The sequence below is a fragment of the Pseudoalteromonas sp. SG44-5 genome, assembly GCF_014164175.1.
Classification (GTDB): Bacteria; Pseudomonadota; Gammaproteobacteria; order Enterobacterales; family Alteromonadaceae; genus Pseudoalteromonas; species Pseudoalteromonas nigrifaciens.
Genome location: NZ_JACJES010000005.1, coordinates 20,899 through 41,497 on the forward strand (window position 1 = coordinate 20,899; position 20,599 = coordinate 41,497).

The 20,599-nt window shown below is 39.5% G+C and carries 17 protein-coding genes; 10 read left to right on the plus strand and 7 right to left on the minus strand.

Features of this window, described 5'->3' with window-relative positions; translation table 11 throughout:
* Window positions 1-657, plus strand: coding sequence for an NAD(P)H-binding protein (locus H5079_RS07820; RefSeq protein WP_086994733.1), 657 nt, complete (start codon window positions 1-3; stop codon window positions 655-657).
* 241 nt (window positions 658-898) lie between these two features.
* Here the strand turns inward: H5079_RS07820 and H5079_RS07825 are convergent, their stop codons facing one another.
* Complete coding sequence (locus tag H5079_RS07825; RefSeq protein WP_086994730.1) at window positions 899-1,162, minus strand: ubiquinone biosynthesis accessory factor UbiK; 264 nt, start codon at window positions 1,160-1,162, stop codon at window positions 899-901.
* A gap of 163 nt (window positions 1,163-1,325) precedes the next feature.
* On the opposite strand from H5079_RS07825, the gene rep reads away from it, so the two are divergent.
* Entirely contained in the window at window positions 1,326-3,344 is a 2,019-nt protein-coding gene (gene rep / locus H5079_RS07830; protein ID WP_182683853.1) for a DNA helicase Rep, read from the plus strand.
* A 5-nt stretch (window positions 3,345-3,349) separates the two neighbouring features.
* On the opposite strand, the gene H5079_RS07835 is transcribed toward rep, so the two are convergent.
* The 3 genes from H5079_RS07835 to elbB form a co-directional block, all read right to left on the minus strand.
* Window positions 3,350-5,920: a diguanylate cyclase domain-containing protein gene (locus tag H5079_RS07835; protein ID WP_182677568.1), complete on the minus strand. Its 2,571-nt coding sequence runs from the start codon at window positions 5,918-5,920 to the stop codon at window positions 3,350-3,352.
* Window positions 5,921-6,089: 169 nt separating this feature from the next.
* A complete protein-coding gene (locus tag H5079_RS07840; RefSeq protein ID WP_041454600.1) occupies window positions 6,090-6,485 on the minus strand; it encodes a cytochrome c5 family protein in 396 nt (131 codons plus the stop codon).
* Between the two features lie 230 nt (window positions 6,486-6,715).
* A complete protein-coding gene (elbB, locus tag H5079_RS07845) occupies window positions 6,716-7,363 on the minus strand; it encodes an isoprenoid biosynthesis glyoxalase ElbB (RefSeq protein WP_182683854.1) in 648 nt (215 codons plus the stop codon).
* An 872-nt stretch (window positions 7,364-8,235) separates the two neighbouring features.
* Between elbB and polA the strand changes: the two genes are divergently transcribed.
* The 3 genes from polA to H5079_RS07860 all read left to right on the plus strand — a co-directional run bounded on the left by polA (window position 8,236) and on the right by H5079_RS07860 (window position 12,543).
* On the plus strand, window positions 8,236-10,971 hold the full coding sequence (gene polA / locus H5079_RS07850) for a DNA polymerase I (RefSeq protein ID WP_182683855.1): 2,736 nt from the start codon (window positions 8,236-8,238) through the stop codon (window positions 10,969-10,971).
* A gap of 469 nt (window positions 10,972-11,440) precedes the next feature.
* Window positions 11,441-12,028 carry a YceI family protein gene (locus H5079_RS07855; protein ID WP_011329398.1) on the plus strand — a complete coding sequence of 196 codons (588 nt, stop codon included), beginning with the start codon at window positions 11,441-11,443 and terminating at the stop codon, window positions 12,026-12,028.
* Window positions 12,025-12,543, plus strand: coding sequence for a DUF1285 domain-containing protein (locus H5079_RS07860; RefSeq protein ID WP_182683856.1), 519 nt, complete (start codon window positions 12,025-12,027; stop codon window positions 12,541-12,543). Before H5079_RS07855 ends, H5079_RS07860 begins: the two co-directional genes overlap by 4 nt.
* 449 nt (window positions 12,544-12,992) lie before the next feature.
* Here H5079_RS07860 and yihA read toward each other — a convergent pair whose 3' ends face one another.
* Window positions 12,993-13,661, minus strand: coding sequence for a ribosome biogenesis GTP-binding protein YihA/YsxC (gene yihA / locus H5079_RS07865; RefSeq protein WP_058374289.1), 669 nt, complete (start codon window positions 13,659-13,661; stop codon window positions 12,993-12,995).
* Between the two features lie 267 nt (window positions 13,662-13,928).
* On the opposite strand from yihA, the gene H5079_RS07870 reads away from it, so the two are divergent.
* From H5079_RS07870 to H5079_RS07880, 3 genes are all read left to right on the plus strand, one after another.
* Window positions 13,929-14,561: a cytochrome c gene (locus tag H5079_RS07870; RefSeq protein WP_011329395.1), complete on the plus strand. Its 633-nt coding sequence runs from the start codon at window positions 13,929-13,931 to the stop codon at window positions 14,559-14,561.
* A gap of 750 nt (window positions 14,562-15,311) precedes the next feature.
* On the plus strand, window positions 15,312-15,896 hold the full coding sequence (yihI, locus tag H5079_RS07875) for a Der GTPase-activating protein YihI (protein ID WP_011329394.1): 585 nt from the start codon (window positions 15,312-15,314) through the stop codon (window positions 15,894-15,896).
* A gap of 13 nt (window positions 15,897-15,909) precedes the next feature.
* Window positions 15,910-16,425: a DUF2489 domain-containing protein gene (locus H5079_RS07880; protein ID WP_011329393.1), complete on the plus strand. Its 516-nt coding sequence runs from the start codon at window positions 15,910-15,912 to the stop codon at window positions 16,423-16,425.
* An 87-nt stretch (window positions 16,426-16,512) separates the two neighbouring features.
* Here the strand turns inward: H5079_RS07880 and hemN are convergent, their stop codons facing one another.
* Together hemN and yjgA are read right to left on the minus strand one after the other, a co-directional pair.
* Window positions 16,513-17,886, minus strand: a complete 1,374-nt coding sequence (gene hemN / locus H5079_RS07885) for an oxygen-independent coproporphyrinogen III oxidase (protein WP_011329392.1) — start codon at window positions 17,884-17,886, stop codon at window positions 16,513-16,515.
* 118 nt (window positions 17,887-18,004) lie between these two features.
* Window positions 18,005-18,538: a ribosome biogenesis factor YjgA gene (gene yjgA, locus H5079_RS07890; protein ID WP_011329391.1), complete on the minus strand. Its 534-nt coding sequence runs from the start codon at window positions 18,536-18,538 to the stop codon at window positions 18,005-18,007.
* 145 nt (window positions 18,539-18,683) lie between these two features.
* Between yjgA and pmbA the strand changes: the two genes are divergently transcribed.
* Together pmbA and H5079_RS07900 are read left to right on the plus strand one after the other, a co-directional pair.
* Window positions 18,684-20,033, plus strand: a complete 1,350-nt coding sequence (gene pmbA / locus H5079_RS07895) for a metalloprotease PmbA (protein ID WP_182683857.1) — start codon at window positions 18,684-18,686, stop codon at window positions 20,031-20,033.
* An 80-nt stretch (window positions 20,034-20,113) separates the two neighbouring features.
* Window positions 20,114-20,593 carry a DUF721 domain-containing protein gene (locus H5079_RS07900; protein WP_182683858.1) on the plus strand — a complete coding sequence of 160 codons (480 nt, stop codon included), beginning with the start codon at window positions 20,114-20,116 and terminating at the stop codon, window positions 20,591-20,593.
* Window positions 20,594-20,599: the final 6 nt, after the last annotated feature.

Genomic DNA, 20,599 nt, shown 5'->3' on the forward strand with positions numbered 1-20,599 from the left:
ATGACAAAAACGGCGGTAATTATAGGTGCAACAGGGTTAGTAGGAAATGAGTTATTAAAAAAGTTACTACAAAGCGCGTATTTTTCTAATGTAATTGCCTTAAGCCGTCGTGCGCTAAGCATACGTCATCCAAAACTCGTTAATCATATAATTGAGTTTGATGAGTTAACTCAATATGCTGCATTATTTAAAGGCGATGTGTTTTTTTCTTGTTTAGGTACTACTAAAAAGCAAGCCGGCTCAATTGCGGCGCAGCGAAGAGTTGATTTTGATTATCAATTTATTGCCGCGCAATTAGCCGCAAGTAATGGTGTGCAACATTACTGCTTGGTGTCATCAAGTGGTGCAAATGCGCACAGCACTAGCCCTTATTTAAAAATGAAGGGGCAACTAGAGCAGCAGGTTAAGCAACTGCCTTTTGCACGTATCAGTATTTTTCAGCCGTCGTTATTATTAGGTAACCGTAAGCAGTTTAGAGTGGCTGAGAAAATTGGCAGTGTTATTTTACCCATTATAACTCGTCTGCCACTTTTAAAACGCTATAAACCAATAACTGGGGAGCAAGTAGCGCAAAAAATGCTGGTTGTGAGTTGCGCGCAGCAGAGCAATTTAGCTTACTATGTACTTGATGAGCTATTTAACCTGAGCTCCGGATAATAAATCTATCTCAAGCAGCTATTTTCAGCGCTAACTGCGTTGAATTTACTTGCAATAGGCCAGCTATTGACGCGTAAATTCGCCTTGTTTTCACTGAAAACTTCTGGCTAGAGAAAATAAATATAATTATAATTCAATATGTTAGTAAATTCCTTAACTAGAGTTCAGGTTATTTAATTAATTAGCACTATTACAAAACAAAAAAGCAGCCTTGGCTGCTTTTTTACTTTAAGCGTATATATTATTCAGCATTTGGCTGAGTGCTAAGTTGTTGCTCTAACAGTGCAACTTTAGCTTCAAGCTCAGTTAGCTTTTCGCGTGTACGGATCAGTACTTGGCTTTGTACATCAAACTCTTCACGACTTACAAAGTCCATCTCAGCAAGCTTGTTTTGTAAAACTTGTTTGGTTTTACCTTCGAGTGTATCGGCTAAGTTTTTTACGCCTTGTGGCATATTACTAGTGATTTGCTTTGCAATTTCTTCAAGTTTTGCTGGATTAATCATGTTCGTCCCTTGGCTGTTGCCCAGAATTTATAATAACTAATATTACCTTATAGCCAGTGTATTTAACACAGGTTGATCTTTATCGAATTAATTAGTGCAATTGCTATGCTCGCTGTAATGGTTACGTTAAAATTGCCCGTCTTTTTAAATCTCTTTGGTCGTTATGAAACTCAATCCTAAACAAGATGAAGCGGTAAAATATATTAGTGGGCCATGCTTAGTGCTTGCTGGAGCTGGCTCTGGTAAAACGCGTGTTATTACTAATAAAATCGCATATTTAGTGAAACAGTGTGAGTATAAAGCGCGTAATATTGCCGCGGTTACTTTTACCAATAAAGCTGCTAAAGAGATGCGTGAGCGTGTTTTGCAAACACTTGGCAAGCAAGATGCCAAAGGGCTTTGGGTATCTACATTTCATACGCTGGGTTTAGAAATTATCAAAAAAGAACTTAGTACACTGGGCTTTAAGCCGGGTTTTTCGCTATTTGACGATCAAGATACCAACCAGTTATTAAATGATTTAACCGAAGACGAACTTAAAAATGATAAAGACCTACTCAAGCTATTAAAAATGGCAATTGGTAGCTGGAAAAACGAATTAATTTTACCAGAGCAAGCAATCCGCGAAGCGCGAGAGCCACAAAAAGCATTATTTGCACAGCTTTATGGTCGCTATCAAAACCAGTTACGTGCTTACAATGCACTAGATTTTGATGACTTAATAATGATCCCTACTTTGCTCCTTACTAATAATGCCACCTCACGGATGCGCTGGCAGCAACGCTTTAAATACTTGCTGGTGGATGAGTACCAAGATACCAATACCAGCCAATACCAACTTGTTAAGCTGTTAGTAGGTGAGCGCGCCCGCTTTACTGTGGTAGGCGATGACGATCAATCGATATATTCATGGCGCGGTGCGCGTCCGCAAAACTTAGTGTTATTAAGTAAAGACTTCCCCGGGCTTAGACTTATTAAGCTGGAGCAAAACTACCGTAGTGCAGGGCGAATACTAAAAGCGGCTAATATATTAATTGCCAACAACCCGCACGACATTGAAAAAAAGCTGTTTAGTGAGCTCGGTTATGGTGAGCCAATAAAAGTAATTGGTTGTCGTGATGAAGAGCATGAGTCTGAGCGCGTAGTGGCTGAAATTATTTCGCATAAGTTTATGAAACGCACTAGCTACAAAGATTACGCTATTTTATATCGCGGTAATCACCAAGCGCGAGGCTTTGAAAAATCGTTAATGAGTAACCGTATTCCATACAAAATTAGCGGTGGTATGTCGTTTTTTTCGCGCTCAGAAATTAAAGATATTATGGCCTACTTACGGCTGCTGGTTAATCAAGACGATGACAATGCATTTTTACGAATAGTAAATACACCACGGCGCGAAATAGGCACGGTGACACTTGAAAAGCTGGGCACGCTCGCAAATGAAAAGCACATGAGTTTATTTGCTACCTGTTTTGATAATGACCTAGGTTATAGGCTAAAAGGGCGTGGTTTGAACGCACTTACTGGGTTTGCACGTTGGGTTGTGGAGCTATCAGACAACGCGGTGCGCGGTGATACCCTAGAAGCGGTTAAAGATTTAGTGCGTAACATTAACTACGAAGCGTATTTATACGAGTCATCACCTAGTGCCAAAGCGGCTGAAATGCGGATGAAAAACGTATCGGAGTTATATCGGTGGATCACCGACATGCTAACCGGCGACGCCGATAACGAGCCCATGACCTTGGCCGAAGTAGTGAGCAAACTTACATTACGCGATATGTTAGAGCGTAACGAAGAAGAAGATGAAGCCGACGCGGTGCAGTTATCAACCTTGCATGCATCAAAGGGACTAGAGTATCCGTACGTGTTTATGGTGGGTATGGAAGAGGGCTTGCTACCGCATCAGGTAAGTATTGATGAGGACAACGTAGATGAAGAGCGTCGCCTTGCGTATGTTGGGATCACCCGAGCTCAACAAGAGCTCACCTTAACTTATGCTAAAATACGTCGTCAATTTGGCGAAACATCACAAACAGAGCTCAGTCGTTTTGTACAAGAACTACCACAAGACGATTTAGCATTCGAGAATAAAAAAGCACCTAATAGCCAAGCCGAGCGAATGGAAAAAGGTCAGGCGCGTGTGGCTAATCTACGCGCTATGCTTAAAAAACCTGAATAAATTGGTTAACGTTGCAGTGATTCAGAGTGACTAATAGAGGGCTGCAAACTACTGTTAAGTGCAGACTGTTTACCGATAAAAAATCCTAGACCGTGTTTATCTAATAGAGCTCTAAAATTTAATATAGCAGGGCCTTTTGCTATTACTTTAGTGTTTTTAATTTTAGTAATGGCAAGTACTCCCTGCAGTTGTAGGTCGTAGCTAGCTTGCTGCAAAATACGTTTACTAAATGTCGAGCTTAGTAGTAGGTAGTCAAAATCAATTTCGCTAAGTAAGTTAAGCTCGCATTTATCTTTAGCAAAATTATTTAACCCAATAGAGTAGCCATTTAAAGATAATTGCTTTAAATTTTCAATTTGTGTTGCACTAGCATAACGAATTTCTTGCTCGTCAAAGAGTAAGCAAAGCTGTGTTTTGTTTTCGCATTGGCTCAAAGCATCAGTAAATAAATTAAACTCAGGATGGGCCAATAACAAACTAGAGCAAGGTAGTAAGCCGACGTTTAAGTTAGCGTTACTTGTTTGTGTGTATGCTTGTTGCAGTAGCTGAAGTTCAACATTAAGATGTTGCTCTTTATCGCAGGCAAACTTTTTTAGAATATCAAAACTGGTATAGCCCAATATAGGGTGCTCGCCAAATGCCTCTAGCAATGACTCAGACTGGCAATTTTCATCAAGAGTAATGATCTCAGAACTTCTAAAATTCATTGGTAGCTGTTCAAGGTAATGCAGTACTGGTGATTGCTGCTCTGGTATTGCTTGCGTTAATAGCGGGTGGAATAGCTCATAGCGGTTTCTACCTGAGTTTTTAGCGTAGTACATAGCGGCATCGGCATCACGAATTATTTCATCCGTATTTTTATAGCTTTGGTTAGAGTAAGTTATACCAATACTTGCACCACTTTGCAGTGACGAGCCTTTAAAACAAAATGGTTCTGCCATTAAGTTAATTATTCTATTTGCAACATCTTCAGCTTGTTGAGGCTCGGTTAAATGAGTCAATAAAATTACAAACTCATCCCCCCCTAAGCGCGCTAATAAGTCGTGCTCGCGAATACACTGCGAAAATAGCTTACTCACGCTAATTAAAAACTGATCCCCGGCATGATGGCCAAGTTGGTCGTTAATACTTTTAAACTTATCTAAATCAATAAATAATACGGCAAAGTGTTGCTCTACAAAGCGATGATATTCTTGCAGGGTTTTTTCAAGTTGAGTTAAAAATAAGCTTCGGTTAGCTAAACCGGTCAGCGAGTCGTGATGCGCGTCGTGATAAAGCTGCTGCTCTATTTTTTTTCGCTCATCAATTTGCATTTGTAAATGTAGGTTAGCTTGGCGTAACTCTTTAGTTTTTTCGTCAACCCGAAACTCAAGCTCCTGATGACTCTTTTTAAGTGCGATATTAGCTAATTTTGTTTGTAATACTGTAGCAATTTGATGGGATACAAAGGTGATGAGTTCGCAATCATCTTGGCTAAAAATATGTTTATTGTTATACGCTTGGCAAACAATTAAACCAATAACACCTTGTGATGTTTTTAATGGTGCGCCAAGCCAACTAGTAGCCATTTGCTTTTCAGGCACAGGTGAAGTGCGTTGTACTGTGCCATCTTGTATAAGCGCTTTTGCTCTATCGGGATGTATAAGCTGAGTTTCTTCGGTGCTAATTACCAGCTCACTATAGCCTTTAGAAAAACGCCTTGATTGAGGGTTCTTTTTAAATTCATCTACGTAATAAGGAAAGCTTAGCCAGCCAGAATCTTTGTTATAAAGTGCAATATAAAGGTTATCAGCATAGGTTATCGACTTTATAATTTCATGCAGTTGTAAATATACATCATCAATATTTTTAGCTTGTGTTGCCAGCTCCGATATTTTAAATAAAATTTGCTGGCGTTGTAGGGCTCGTTTACGTTGTTCGACTTCAAGGTTAAGCGCTGCGTTACTTTGTGTAAGTGCTTGGGTGCGAATTTTAACTTCGGCTTCGAGTTGCTCGCGCTTTTTTACTCGCTCTATTGCGGTAGCTAAGTACAGCGACATAACCTCTAGTAATTGTATTTGTTGAGGGCTGTATCCTTGCTCTGTGTCGTAACTTTGTGCTGCAAGTACGCCTATAATGCTTTTTTCTTGAAATACAGGCACGCCAATCCAGTGCTCAGCAGGCGTACCTAAAGCTTTAAATAAACCATTATTAGCAGCATCTTGCATTTGTTGCTTAGTAAAGTAGGTTGTTTTACCTTGTTTAAATACATAACCAGTTGCACCTTCGTTAAAACTATTATGCTGATTAAGGGCAATAGCAAGACCATCTTTTTCGTCTGAAAAATAAGAAAGTTCTAATAAGTTTGTGTGTCTGTTGGAAAGTACAACATAAAAACTTTTGCTTGGTACGTACTTTTGCAAAATATCGTGTATAGCGGGATAGAGTAAGGTAAGTTCTGCAACCGTGCTGGCTTGCTCTGATAATAGGATCAGGGCATTTTGTAGATGATGTGCATGCTTGTACTTTTTCAGTAGCGCTTTAAGACGTTTATTTTGATGCGCTAAGTTACTAGGTACTGTTAATTTATCTTCCAATGATGTTAACCAGCTGTGTTTTTATTGTATACTAATTGCGCTTATAATTTCATTTTTAACTATTAGCGTCAAGTATATATTCGTTAAAATAGCGGTTAAAAGTAGATAAAAAGCATTAAAAAAGGCTTACCTTAGGTAAACCTTTTTATTTATTGATTTTAGTAGGCTTTTACTTAGTTGTCATAAAGTTAATTGCGGCACTAATTTCGTCTTCAGAACAATCCATACAAGTACCTTTTGGCGGCATTGCATTAAAACCATTCAGTGCGTGATCGAGTAATACATCATTACCTTTAGCAAGGCGAGGTGACCAATCATCAGCCGATTTAGGTGCGCCTAACGCACCAGTACCGTGACACGCAAAACATGAAGCTTGATATACTTGCTCGCCAGAACGTGGGCCAGTAGGGGCTGCAGGAGCGGCCACTTTGTCACCCTCAAGGTATACAGCACCAATCGGTGCGAGACGTTTTTTGATTGCATCGGCAGTCATAGAGTTATCATATGGCTGTGCGTATGCGGTGGTTGCTAGCATTAGTAATGCTGCAGCTGATAGTTTTTTCATTTTGCCTTGCCCACTTCAATTTGAACGTGATCAATCACGATTGTAAATGACGGAATTTAAAACAATTATAACTCCCCTAAGCAATTTATAAAATGCTAAGAGTAGATTTTATTGATTAAATCGACTAAAGATTGCGTTAACTCAATAAAAACAGCAGTTTACTAAATGGTTAAACAGAGTAACTGTTATTCTAAGTTACAAAAATCTAAATAGATCATATTGCTCAAAAATCAGCTTAGTGCGAGCACTTCACTCACCAGTTTAGCTATTCCAGCATCGGCATCGAGTATAGATTGTGCCAGCATATAGGCTGGTGTTGTTACTAGCTTGTACTGCTGATCTACAACAATATCATCTACTGCGCAGGTGACATGCTGAGCACCTAGGGTGTTAAGTGCATTAGCTGTGTCACTATCATTACCTATAGTTAGGTGTGCTTGCTGATAAATAAAAGGAATTAAATTAGGAGCAATACACATATAGCCCGCTGCTTTATTGGTATTGGCAAACGCTTTACAGGCATGTAACACGTCAGCATTAATACTTGCCTGTGGCCCTTTTATAGCAAAGTCAGATAGATTTTTTGCAGCACCAAAACCACCCGGTACAATTAAAGCGTCAAACTGTGTAACGTCCAGCTCAGTAATCGCTTTTACTTCGCCGCGAGCAATACGCGCTGCTTCTACAAGTACATTACGATTATCGGTGGTTTCTTCACCAGTGAGGTGATTAATGGTGTGATGCTGCGCTATATTGGGTGCAAAGCATTGATAACTTGCACCATTTTTTGCTATGTGTAATAAAGTCAAAACGGCTTCATTAATTTCACTACCATCATAAACGCCACAACCGGCTAAAATTACTGCAACTTTTTTCATTTTTTATCTGCTCCGTTTAAGTCGGCAAACTAAAATTTAGTTCGATAGATTAGGGTCTGTTAACCTTTGGGGATTAAAATTTGTTCAAACTAGGAGCGATTTGATCGCGGCGCGAGGTTTGTAACCTAGTAGGCTCGATAACTGCTCCTGCGTTATTCTACTGGCTTACATCTATGTGTAAATAAGTAAAAACAGAGCAAAGCTTTTGCATCCTGCTCATGCCCCTAACAAAGAGTTAATCGCCCCTAGACAGAACCCTTCGGGCAGCGCATGTTTGGTATTAATGCTGCGTTATCGCCTATTTATGGGGAATAACCACACCACATAGGCTCTGCCTTGTCTAAATACCAAACACACTGCTGCAAACTCAATCTTGAAAGATCAACAGACCTTCAAGTTTAACATGGCAAAAATAATCTGTTTGAAAAATTATTTGTATAGTTACTGTTCGCTAAGCGAGTGATCATAGGGTATATGCCATTTGGTGATCAACCACAGTGAAAAAAATTATAAAGGATCGCTATGATCTTTGATCCATTATGCTAGAATGCTCGTCCAGTTATTTAAATGGATGCAAATAATGGCAATGACTAACAGCGGATGTAACGCTTAAAACTTTTTTCCACATTGGTAAAAAAATAATAAAAAAAGAACCTCGTATTATCTTTTTTAGTAAAAACAACCAGTTAACTTTATTTCTAAGCGTTTTTTAATGCTTTGGAAGAATGGCCTGTGGCTGTTATCTACAAAGTTATCCACAGTTTGTTCTGAATTAATCAACATCAGTAGTATTAATTCGCAGTCGTTTTATTCACTGCCTTATGGCATGCTTATAATTATCTTACTTTTTGTATTTAGGATCCAAATTCACCATGGCTCAGATCCCCGAAAACCCACTTATTTTAGTTGATGGCTCTTCATATTTATTTCGTGCTTATCATTCACCGCCACATTTAACTAACTCAAAAGGTGAAGCGACCGGAGCGATATATGGTGTGATCAACATGCTAAAAAGTTTGATCAGACAATATGATCCCTCGCATATGGTGGTTATATTTGACGCTAAAGGCAAAACCTTTAGAAATGACATGTATAGCGAATATAAAGCGAACCGTCCGCCAATGCCAGATGACTTACGCACGCAAATAGCGCCAATCCATCGTATTATTAAAGCAATGGGTTTTCCGCTTATTAGCATTGAAGGTGTTGAAGCCGACGATGTAATTGGTACGTTTGCGCGCATAGCTTCAGAGCAAAAGCGCCATGTACTGGTTTCTACCGGCGATAAAGATATGGCGCAGTTGGTAAATGAACATGTAACGCTTATAAACACCATGACCGACAGTATCTCGGATCCTGTTACTGTAGTTGAAAAGTTTGGTGTGGGCCCAGAACTTATTATCGATTATTTAGCTTTAATGGGCGATAAAGTAGATAACATTCCAGGGGTAGAAGGGTGTGGTCCTAAAACTGCGGTTAAGTGGTTAGAAAAATACGGATCGCTACAGGGCGTTATGGATAATGCCAGCGAGATCAAAGGTAAAATAGGAGAAAAGTTAGCAGCTGCGCTAGATCATCTGCCTTTAAGCTATCAACTTGCTACTATTAAGTGTGATGTTGAGGTTGAGTCGGATCTTGATACCTTTAAGTTACAAGAGCCCAATAAAGATGAGCTAATCGCGCTTTATGGTGAATGTGAATTTCGTCGTTGGTTAGCTGAGTTACTCGATAACCCTAAAGATACCGAAACACACTTAGCTGTTCCCACTGAGGCTAACGAAGTACCAAAAGTAGCAGAGGCACAATACGAAACTATTTTAACCGAGAGCCAGTTTGATGCATTAATAGAGCAGCTAAATGATGCTGAGCTATTTGCCTTTGATACAGAAACAACCAGCCTTGATTACATGCAAGCACAGTTAGTAGGTATGAGCTTTGCGGTAAAAGCCGGTGAAGCTGCTTATTTACCCGTTGCTCACGACTATCCGGGTGCACCTGAGCAACTAAGCCTTGAGTTTGTAATGCAAAAATTAGGACCTATTCTAGCCGATGCCAAAAAAGCTAAAGTAGGGCAAAACCTTAAATACGATAAAAGCGTATTAGCAAATGCGGGTTATGAATTAAACGGTATTAAGTTTGATACCATGCTTGAATCGTATGTGCTTAACAGTGTGGGTACGCGCCATGATATGGATTCACTGGCACTTAAATTTTTAGGCCATAAAAATATCAGCTTTGAAGATATTGCTGGTAAAGGTAAAAAGCAACTTACTTTTAATCAAGTAGAGCTAGAAAAAGCCGGCCCCTATGCCGCTGAAGATGCAGATATTACGCTGCGTTTACACCAAGTTTTATGGCCAAAATTAGCCGCTGACGAAAAACTAAAATCAGTATTCGAAGATATAGAAATGCCACTGGTTAATGTTATTTCTGATATTGAACGCACTGGTGTAGCAATAGACAGCAAAATGCTTGCTGCGCACAGCCAACGCTTAGGCGAGCGTTTATTGGAGCTGGAAAAAGAAGCGTATGAAATAGCGGGTGAACCATTTAATTTAAGTTCTCCAAAACAACTACAAGTATTGTTGTTTGAAAAACTGGAACTGCCAATAATTAAAAAAACGCCTAAAGGCGCGCCTTCTACCGCAGAAGAAGTATTACAAGAATTAGCGCACGACTATCCACTGCCTAAAGTAATTATTGAGCACCGTGGTTTATCAAAGCTTAAATCAACCTATACCGACAAATTACCGTTAATGGTTAACGAGAAAACGCAGCGTGTGCATACCTCGTATCATCAAGCCGTAACGGCAACTGGGCGTTTAAGTTCAACCGATCCTAATTTACAAAATATTCCAATTCGCTCAGAAGAAGGGCGTCGTATTCGTGAAGCGTTTATAGCGGCCGATGGCTATAAAATTGTCGCTGCCGATTATAGCCAAATTGAGCTACGTATAATGGCGCATCTTTCACAAGATAAAGGTTTATTAAGTGCGTTCGCTAATGGTTTAGACGTGCACAGTGCCACTGCAGCAGAAGTATTTGGTGTAAGTTTAGAAGAAGTGACCAGCGATATGCGTCGTAAAGCTAAAGCGGTTAACTTTGGCTTAATTTATGGCATGTCGGCATTTGGTTTAGCACGTCAGCTGGATGTGCCACGCCATGAAGCGCAGCATTATATTGATAAATATTTTGAGCGTTTCCCAGGTGTTTTAGAGTATATGGAAACAACGCGTGAAAAGGCCGCTGAAAGCGGTTATGTAGAGACTATTTTTGGACGCCGTTTATATTTACCAGAAATAAAAGCCCAAAATGGTGCACGAAGAAAAGGAGCTGAGCGCGCAGCAATCAATGCGCCAATGCAAGGCACTGCTGCCGATATCATTAAAAAGGCAATGTTAAGTGTACACAGTTGGGTATACGAGCAAGCTCCCAATACCGTTAAGCTATTAATGCAAGTACACGATGAGTTGGTATTTGAAATTAAAACAGACTGTGTTGATGCTTACACAAAGCATATTTGCGAACTAATGTCGCAAGCGGCTACTCTTGATGTACCACTTATAGTTGAAGCTGATGAAGGCGACAACTGGGAACAGGCTCACTAAGTTTATATAATAAAATGACAAAAAAGTGCCTAAGGGCACTTTTTTTATGTCAGTATAAAAATATTAATTACTTAAATAAATAGCCGCATTAGTTACATAAAAGTTAACTAAAGAAAAGACCGATGTTAAATCATAAGGTGTTGGCAAATATACACAAATTATCTAGAATTTTATTGTACTAGTGCGCTGGCTTTTGTTAAAGTCGCGCCGTCCTCATCCTGTAGGACATCCTGTTGATGATGCATCTGCGAAGATGCAATTATTCATAGCTTCTCCCCAGTTTGCTATACCGGCCTATCATATATTTGATGGGCCGTTTTTTATTCCTAACCTTAATTATTCTCCATTTATTATTCTATAATTACACTTAATCCTTTAGGTGATACCATCATAAGCTCATAAAAAGTACTTTCTATTCATTTGTGGTTCTAATGAATAGGGTATTGTTCATTTATAGAAGGAATTCGTCATGTTTAAAGCATTAGCTATTGCAGGTTTGTCGTTATCAAGTTTAGTTATTTCTAATATCGCTCAGGCCGATTGGCAGTTAGTAAACGATAAAAGCCAATTAAGCTTTGTTTCTATCAAAAAAAATAGTATTGCTGAAGCAAATCACTTTACTAATATTGAAGGCAAGTTATCAGATAAAGGTGAGTTTAGTGTAAATGTAGACTTAACCTCGGCAGAAACACTGATCCCCATTCGTAATGAGCGTTTAACAAAATTATTATTTGAAGCCGATACATTTGCAAATGCCATATTAACCGCAGATCTAGCATCGCAGCTCAGCAGTATTAAAAAACCTGGCCAGTATGTGCTTAAAGGGATTAATGCGGAACTTGATTTTCATGGTAATAAAAAGCCGCTTACTATAGATGTGCTGGTTAGCAGTGCAGAAAATGGTGATTTAAGTGTGTCTTCTTTCAGTCCTATTATTATTAATAGTAATGATTTTGCAATTACAGAGGGCATTATGGAATTACAAAAATTAGCGGGTTTACCGTCAATTGCGACTGCCGTACCTGTTACTTTTGCACTGACATTTAAAAAGCAGTGATTTCCCTTAGCCAACTAAGCAAGCAATTAAGCGAGCCAAGCAAACCCTTTGATAGTTGGCAACCAACTCACTGTGGATCATTGCCAATGGTTATTAACGACCAAGGGCAATGGTTTTATGCTGGCAGTGAAATAACACGCCCGGCTATGGTAAAGCTGTTTGCCTCGGTATTGTGTAAAGAGGGTGAGCAGTTTTATTTAAAAACGCCGGTCGAAAAAATAGCCATCACGGTTGAAGACGCCCCCTTTATTATTGTTGCCTGGCGATTTGAAAATACCGAGCAAGGACAAGTGCTTTGTTGTATAGATAACCTAGACAGACAATGGCTCATCAGTGCTGAGCAACCTATATATATACAAGACTACAAAGATGCAGCCGTGCCTTATATACAACTCCCTTATGGGTGCTGTGCACGCGTGGCAAGAAGTGTATTTTATCAATGGGCAGAAATAGCCCAGACAGACAAACAGGGTTGTTTTATAACATCTGCCGGGGAGCCGTTTTATTTATCCTAAACTCGGGTAATAGCGGATAATAATGGCTTAGGTTTGTAATGCGTGCGTGGCAAGAAGTGTATGCTATTAATGCAATGGGCTAAAATAGCCAATACTGATAAACAGGGTTATTTTATAACATCTGCCGGGGAGCCGTTTTATTTATCCTAAACTCGAGTAATAGCGGATAATAATGGCTTAGGTTTGTAATGCGTGCGTGGCAAGAAGTGTATGCTATTAATGCAATGGGCTAAAATAGCCAATACTGATAAACAGGGTTATTTTATAACGTCTGCCGGGGAGTCGTTTTATTTATCCTAAACTCGGGTAATAGCGGATAATAATGGCTTAGGTTTGCAATGTGCGCGTGGCAAGAAGTGTATGCTATTAATGCAATAGGCTGAAATAGCCGAGACAGATAAGCTCGGCTATTTATCGAATGTGTAAGCTTTTAAGCCTTGCAGAATAAATTAGCTTGCTGGGTTAGTGTCATCGTTAAGTATTTTTTCAGCAGGTGGTACCGCTACAACAGGGCCTAAAAACCATTCATCAAGTTTTTTGGCAACGTCTGGCAAGCCAGTACCTTTTAGTGATGAAAATGCATGTACCGTAATATCACCATCAAGGGCGCTTAATTCACGGCGAACTTTAAGTACTTGTGATTGACGCGGACCTTGTTTAAATTTGTCTGCTTTAGTTAATAGCGCTAAAACAGGAATTTCACTGCTAATAGCCCAATTAATTAAATCACGGTCTAAATCTTTTAATGGATGACGAATATCCATTAAAATTACAATACCTTTTAAACTCTGACGCTTTTGTAAATATTCGCCTAGCGACTTCTGCCATTTCTTTTTCATTTCAATTGGCACTTTAGCAAAGCCATAGCCTGGTAAATCGATAAGGCGCATGTCATCAACATCAGCAAGTTCAAAGGTATTTATTAGCTGAGTACGTCCAGGAGTTTTACTGGTACGCGCTAATTTTTGGTCGGTAAGTGCATTAAGAGCACTTGATTTACCTGCATTGGAGCGACCGGCAAACGCAACTTCAATTCCCGTATCAGCAGGTAATTTAGTAATGTCTGGAGCGCTTGTAACGAAAGACGCGGTATTATATTTGATACGAGATTTGAGCACGGGCTCTCCTAAAACTTAAAAATGATCACATTGAGCTAAATTCGCTCATGGGGCGTATTTTATACTATAAAGGAGTTATTAAAAAGCTGTTAAACCACCATATACAGCACATTTAAACCAAGTTAAAGCTTAACCTAAGGCAAAACCCTATAAATTATAAGTTTAATATGAGTAGAAAACGTGCCAGAGAATTTATTATCGTGTAGAATATAAAAATCACAACATCCATATTGTAGATGATACAGGGTCGGAAACAGAGAATTCACCATGAAAAAAATAGCACTATCTTTAACTATATTGCTTGGTGCGTTGTCAGCAAGCAACGCAACAGCATTTGAAGGCGATGTAAACGCAGGTAAAGAAAAATCAGTAACGTGTGCGGCTTGTCACGGCCCAGACGGTAATGCACCGATTAATATCTATCCTAAGCTTGCGGGTCAACATGCCGATTATATTTATAAGCAACTTCAAGACTTAAAACTAGGTATGACCTCAGGTGGCAAAAAAGGTCGTATGGATCCGGTTATGAGCGCAATGGCTATGCCATTAAGCGAACAGGATATGAAAGATTTGTCGGCTTATTTTGCATCACTAAACATGAGCGAAGAAGCTACGCCTAAAGACGTAGTTGAAACCGGTAAAATACTTTACAAAGCAGGTGATGCAGATCGTGGTATTCCAGGATGTGCTGCATGTCATGGCCCTCGTGGTAATGGCTCGTCACTTGCAAAATTTCCAAAAGTTTCTTTTCAGCATCCAGGTTACGTTAAAGCGCAACTTGAAAAATTTCGTGATGGCACACGCCAAAATGATTTAAATGGTGTGATGCAAGATATTGCAAAGAAATTAACAGATAAAGACATTGAAGTACTTTCGCAGTACTTAGGTGGCTTACACTAAAGTTGTATTTATTTAATTATTATTAATGTAATAAACTACAATATGTACAAAAAAGCAGCTTAGGCTGCTTTTTTTGTGCTTAAAATTACTTTTATAGTCTTTATTCATGTAAGACATTGACCATGCATAGCTGTGAGATAAGTCTTATTTTAAAAACCATTAAATTGTTAACTTGATGTAATGTAATGGTTTTTGTGTTTTTTGTTATAATCCTTTTAATAAAAGATATATAAATTAGTTGTAACAAAATTATTAACAGGTACATTAACCCCTGTCGCAAAAAACAATAACAAAATGGAATAAGCTATAAGGACAGTAGCGCGACACGACTACATAGCACAAATTGGTGCTAGCAAAGGAAATAACAAAAAAGCGTTAGGAAGACCGAAAATAATAAAAACTCATGGAAGTTTAATAATAAAAACAAAATGGAATGCTACACGGAAGGTAAAAATAATAATAATAGGGATAGGTAAAAATAATAACAATAATAAAGACTAAAAAGTCGAAGGGAGAAGTGTCCAGATAATGGCGCTCAGATTAGTAGGCGGTAGAGATGTTTTCTCTACCGCCTTTTTATTTGTCCTGTTACAATAGCCACCGTTTAAAAACGAGCAGTAAGCTGTTTTAAGCGCTAAATAGAGAAACCCAGCCTCTAAAGCGCAAACTGAATTCTTCTGGCTAGGCCAGCATTGCGATGCCCATTGATTTGCGCCTCGCCCAAAACCTCTTAAGTGAGATGATCAAGATATGAGTAGAACTAAAAAGTCACGCAAAAGCCCAGCAAATGGACCAGTACGTTTAAGCCAAGATAAGCTTAAAGAAATGCGTGCATTAAAAGAGCAACGTGTTAAAAAAACCAAAGGTGCTAAGCCTGGATCTCGTAATACCCCTGAGCTATTAAATGATGATAGCCAAAAAAGTAACACGGGAACTAAAGATAAACGCATTGGCAGTAAAAAACCTGTGCCATTAATAGCTGTTGCAGCTGCACCTAAAGTAGAAATAAAACGTAACTTAAAGCCAACTGTTGAGCTTAAAAAGTCAGCAGAGCCAGAGTTTACGCCTGAGCAAGAGCTAGAAGCACTTGAAAATGATGAGCGCTTACTTAAATTAGTAGAGCGTCATGAAAATGGCGAAATGCTAACGGGTAAAGATGCTAAGTACTTTAATAGTCGTATTGCTCGTCATCAAGCATTGTGTAAATTGCTTGGTATCGAGGATGAAGATGAAGAAGAGTTTGAAGATGACTTTAGCGAAGAAAGTAATTCAGACTTCGATCAGTATTTATCGAACGATCTTGCTAACGAATGGTTAGACGAAGAAGACAAGTAATAAGGGTTATTAAATGAGTACAGCGGTGATCTTAGCCTTATTTGTAGGTGCTGCTATTATAGTGGGCTTAGCATTTTATGCGGGTCAGTTGCTTTATAAGTTAAGCGCGCAAAAAAAACTGATTGTTAAAAAGCAGGCTGAGCAACAGCAAAAGCTTAAGCAGTCGCGTTTAAAGCGTAACGCCAAATTAGCCGACAGCATTCATTTAATCGCGCGTGCAATGCATGAACAGCAGTGTGAGTTTTCAGAAGGCTGTTTACGTATTTGGGTACTTATGTCGCAATATGGTTTTGAAGACGAGCAAGATTTAACGACAAAATACTCGGGCATTTATAAAATGTACCAAGTAGTTAAAGAAATGCCGACTCATGATGCGCGTAAAAAATATACCAAAAAAGAAATATTTAAGTTAGATACAGCTCGCTGGCGTGCCGAAGAGACACATAAAGATGAGATTATAGCTGACTGCGCTAAAATTATTATTGAGTTTAAAGCCGCCCCTGGCAGCGAAAACGTGGTATTTAATTAATCAGCGTTTAAATAATTTAAAGCACAAAATACAAAAGCAGACCTCAGGTCTGCTTTTTCGTTTTAAATTTACTACTCGGGCTGAGGGTTAAATAACCCGAGAAAAACGCGTTGCATTTAGCTGTTTTTGTAAGTGAGCGTCAAAGCACATACAAATAATACGAATAAATAAATTACCTCTAGCAGTGACACTAATCATATTATTTTCAATAGTGACCATCCCATCAGCAATTAAAGGCTCAATTGCCGTTAGTGCATCAGCAAAGTAGTGGTTAAAGTTAAGTGCATGTTTGGCACTAAATGCCTCCATATCTAACTCAAACTGGCATATAAGCTGTTTAATTGCATCAGCGCGTATTACATCATCGGCACTTAAGTGCATGCCTTTGGTGATGGCACAGCCGCTTTGCGTTTCTACACTATGATAATAATGCTTTAACTCTTTTTGATTTTGTAAAATGGCAGTGCCAATTTGTGATATAGATGAAACCCCTAAACCTAATAAATCGCAGTTTCCGTGGGTAGTATACCCTTGAAAGTTACGGTGTAATTGCCCCGCATTTTGTGCCACAGCGAGTTCGTTATTAACTTTAGCAAAATGGTCCATACCAATAAATTGATAACCGGCTTGAGTCATTTGCTCTAAGGTGTTTTTAAACATAGTTAGCTTGTTGTGTGCACTGGGTAAGTCGGCATCTTTAATTTTACGTTGTGCTGCAAAACGCTCTGGAAGGTGAGCATAATTAAATACCGAAACACGATCAGGGCTAAGCTCAAGCAACTGCTCTATGGTTTGTTTAAAGCTTTGTGGCGTTTGCAATGGGAGGCCGTAAATCATGTCGGCATTAATCGATTTAAACCCTAATTCACGGGCTTGGGTGATTAACTGCTTTACTGTATCGGCATTTTGCGGACGGTTTACTGCTAGCTGCACTTCATCATTAAAGTCTTGAATACCAAATGATACGCGGTTAAAACCTAAGTTACTTAAATCAACCAACATGTTATCGGCAAGCGATCGAGGGTCAATTTCAATACCACGCTCAGTGGCGTCGGTAAAATTAAAGTGCAGCTCCAAAAGTTTAACTAAACGGCTCATTTGCTGCGTAGTTAAAAAGGTAGGTGTACCACCGCCTAAATGTAGTTGCTCTAGGGTGTAGTCTTTAAATAGAGGCGCTTGGGCTGCAATTTCTATGGCTAAAAAATCAAGGTAGGTGTCGGCTTTTGACTGATGGCGAGTAATAATTTTATTGCAGCCACAGTAATAACAAAGCTGACTACAAAACGGAATATGTATATATAAAGACAATGCACGGCTGTTTGATGACTCAATCGCACTGAGTAAGTCTTGCTGTTGATAGCCCTCAGTTAGCGACAGTGCCGTGGGGTACGATGTATAACGTGGGCCAGACACATTATATTTATTTATTAGGGTTTGATCCCATTTTGGAAGTTTAATCATCACGCGCACCTTGGTATATTATTTAGGTGCTGATTATAAAAAAATGTTTAGCAGGGCGGGTTGATCTACAACAAAAAAAGGTGCCGTAGCACCTTTTTAAAGTATATTTTTTAATCTGTTAGTAAGTAACTTGATGGGCATCTTTCAAATATTGAAATAGCTCTTTGTAACCTCTACCAGGTTTTTCATCTTTCGCTTCTTTAGCTGCATTACGAACTAGCTGGCGCATTTGTTGACGATCAAGCGATGGGAACTGCTCTATAGTCTCATTGATTAGGTCATCACCTTGTTCAATTAGGTCTGCACGTAATTGCTCAATTTTTTTGACCAACACTTCAGCTTGGTTATTTTTATTAAGCATAACATCGATAATTGATCTTATAGCATCGATGTTCTCTACGGTGCGCAGTGTTTTAGCTATGTAGTTTAAATGACGACGATAAGCATCGCTTTTATTGCTAATTTTATCGGCAACAACCATTGCGGCTTTTAAATCATCATTTAATGGCAAGCGCTCACGCTGCTTTTTACCCATTTTGGCAATTTCAGTCCCTAACTGATGAAATTCTTGTGCTTCACGCTTCAGTTCGGTTTTTGAGACATATTCAATTTCTTCTTCAATATCAGCAGGCTTGCTTTTTTTCTTCGCCATGGGGTGCTCTTAAATAAAAATAACTTCTGCCATTATACATGATTATCATACAGAGGAATATTAGCTGATGTGATGCATTGAGTGTGTTAGCATTTAAATATAAAAAATGTGTGCAACATTGCCTTCAAGGCTCAGGACTTAATTTATGAAAAGCCAACAACACGATCCAATTTATTCTCAAATATCTCAAGTAAAAGATGCGGTAGCAGCAGTGCTCGACCATGCGAAAAAACTCGGTGCCACAGCGGCAGAAGCGGCTATGTCTAGCACTTCAGGGCTGTCGGTTAGCACTCGCATGGGCGAAGTAGAAACCATTGAGTTTAACCAAGATGGCGGTTTAGGCATTAGTGTGTATGTAGGTAATAATAAAGGCTCTGCGTCTACCGCAGATTTAAGCCCTAAAACGCTACGCACTGTGGTTGAAAAAGCCATTGATATTGCAAAATTCACCTCAGACGACCCTTTTAACGGTGTTGCAGATAAAGAGCTACTTGAGTTTTCACCCAAAGATCTCGATTTATACCATCCATGGGATGTAAGCCCAGAGCAAGGTGTTGAGTTTTGTCATGCTGCAGAGCAAGCAGCGTTAAATGCGGATGAGCGCATTGTTAATTCAGACGGCGCAAGTTTTTCATCGCACCAAGGTTTGCGTGTTTATGGCAATAGCCATGGTTTAATTGCTGGTTTTCCGCGTACTCGCCACAGCATAAGTACTATGGTAATTGGTAAAGATGGCGAGCAAATGCAACGCGACTCTGCTTACACCGTAGCACGCGATCAAGCTGGTTTAAATGATGCCGCAGCAGTGGGGCTTGAAGCTGCAGCCGAAACTTTAGCTAAATTAAATAGCCAAAAATTAGGCACCATGAAAGTACCGGTAATATTTAGAGCTGACATTGCTAATTCATTATTTGGCCATTTAGTGTCGGCCATTGGTGGTGGTGCGCTGTATCGTAAATCGAGTTTTTTACTCGATAGCCTAGGTACACAAGTATTTAGTAATTGCGTAAATATTGCCGAGCGTCCGCATATACTCAAAGGGCTCGCATCGTCGCCGTTTGACAGCGAAGGTGTTAAAACCTTTGATAGAGAAATCATTCAAGGTGGCGAGTTACAAACTTACCTACTTGCAAGCTATGCTGCGCGTAAAATGAATATGACACCAACAGGGCACGCTGGCGGTATACATAACTGGTTAGTTGAGCAAACACATAACGATTTAACCGCGCTACTTAAAACCATGGGCACAGGCTTATTAGTAACAGAGCTAATGGGGCAGGGCGTAAATACAGTAACTGGTGATTACTCGCGTGGTGCGGCTGGTTTTTGGGTAGAAAATGGCGAAATTCAATATCCAGTAAGCGAAATTACCATTGCCGGTAACTTAAAAGATATGTTTAAAGGAATATCAGCTATTGGTGGCGACATAGAGCGCCGTGGTGGCATTCAAACTGGCTCTGTGTTAATTGAACAAATGCAAATAGCGGGCGCTTAGTCACTGCGCTCAGTGTATACTCAAGTCGAGGGTTATTTCGATTTGAGTAACCGCATTATTGAGTTTTTACGAGGTGTTAAATGGCTAAAGACAGGTATGCGCCAAAACCATTAACTGACATTATGGCAGGACTGAATAACCGCTTGTCGGCTTATGCAGGTAAAAGCCAAGCACTCGGTACCCAGCAAACCTTACTTAAAGACTTTTTAGGCCCCAAACTGGGTGATAAATGCCGCGTGAGTAACTACCGCGATGGTACTTTAATGATCGAAGCGGTATCTGCGCCTATTGCGCTTAGACTAAATTACTTAAAAATGGATATGCTCTCGCATTTTAGAGCCGCGGGCATGGCAGAGCTTGGGCAAATAAAAATTACCGCTAATCCACAAGCAACACAACGCTTGGGCGCAGTAAGTAAAACCATTAATACCCCAATAACTAATTCTCGTAAAATGAGCGAACAAACAGCCGATTATTTAAATGCCATAGCCGCCTCAGCCCCCCCTTCGCTAAAAGAAAAATTAGAGCGTTTAGCACTGCACGCAAAGCGTAAAACCTAGCTGCTA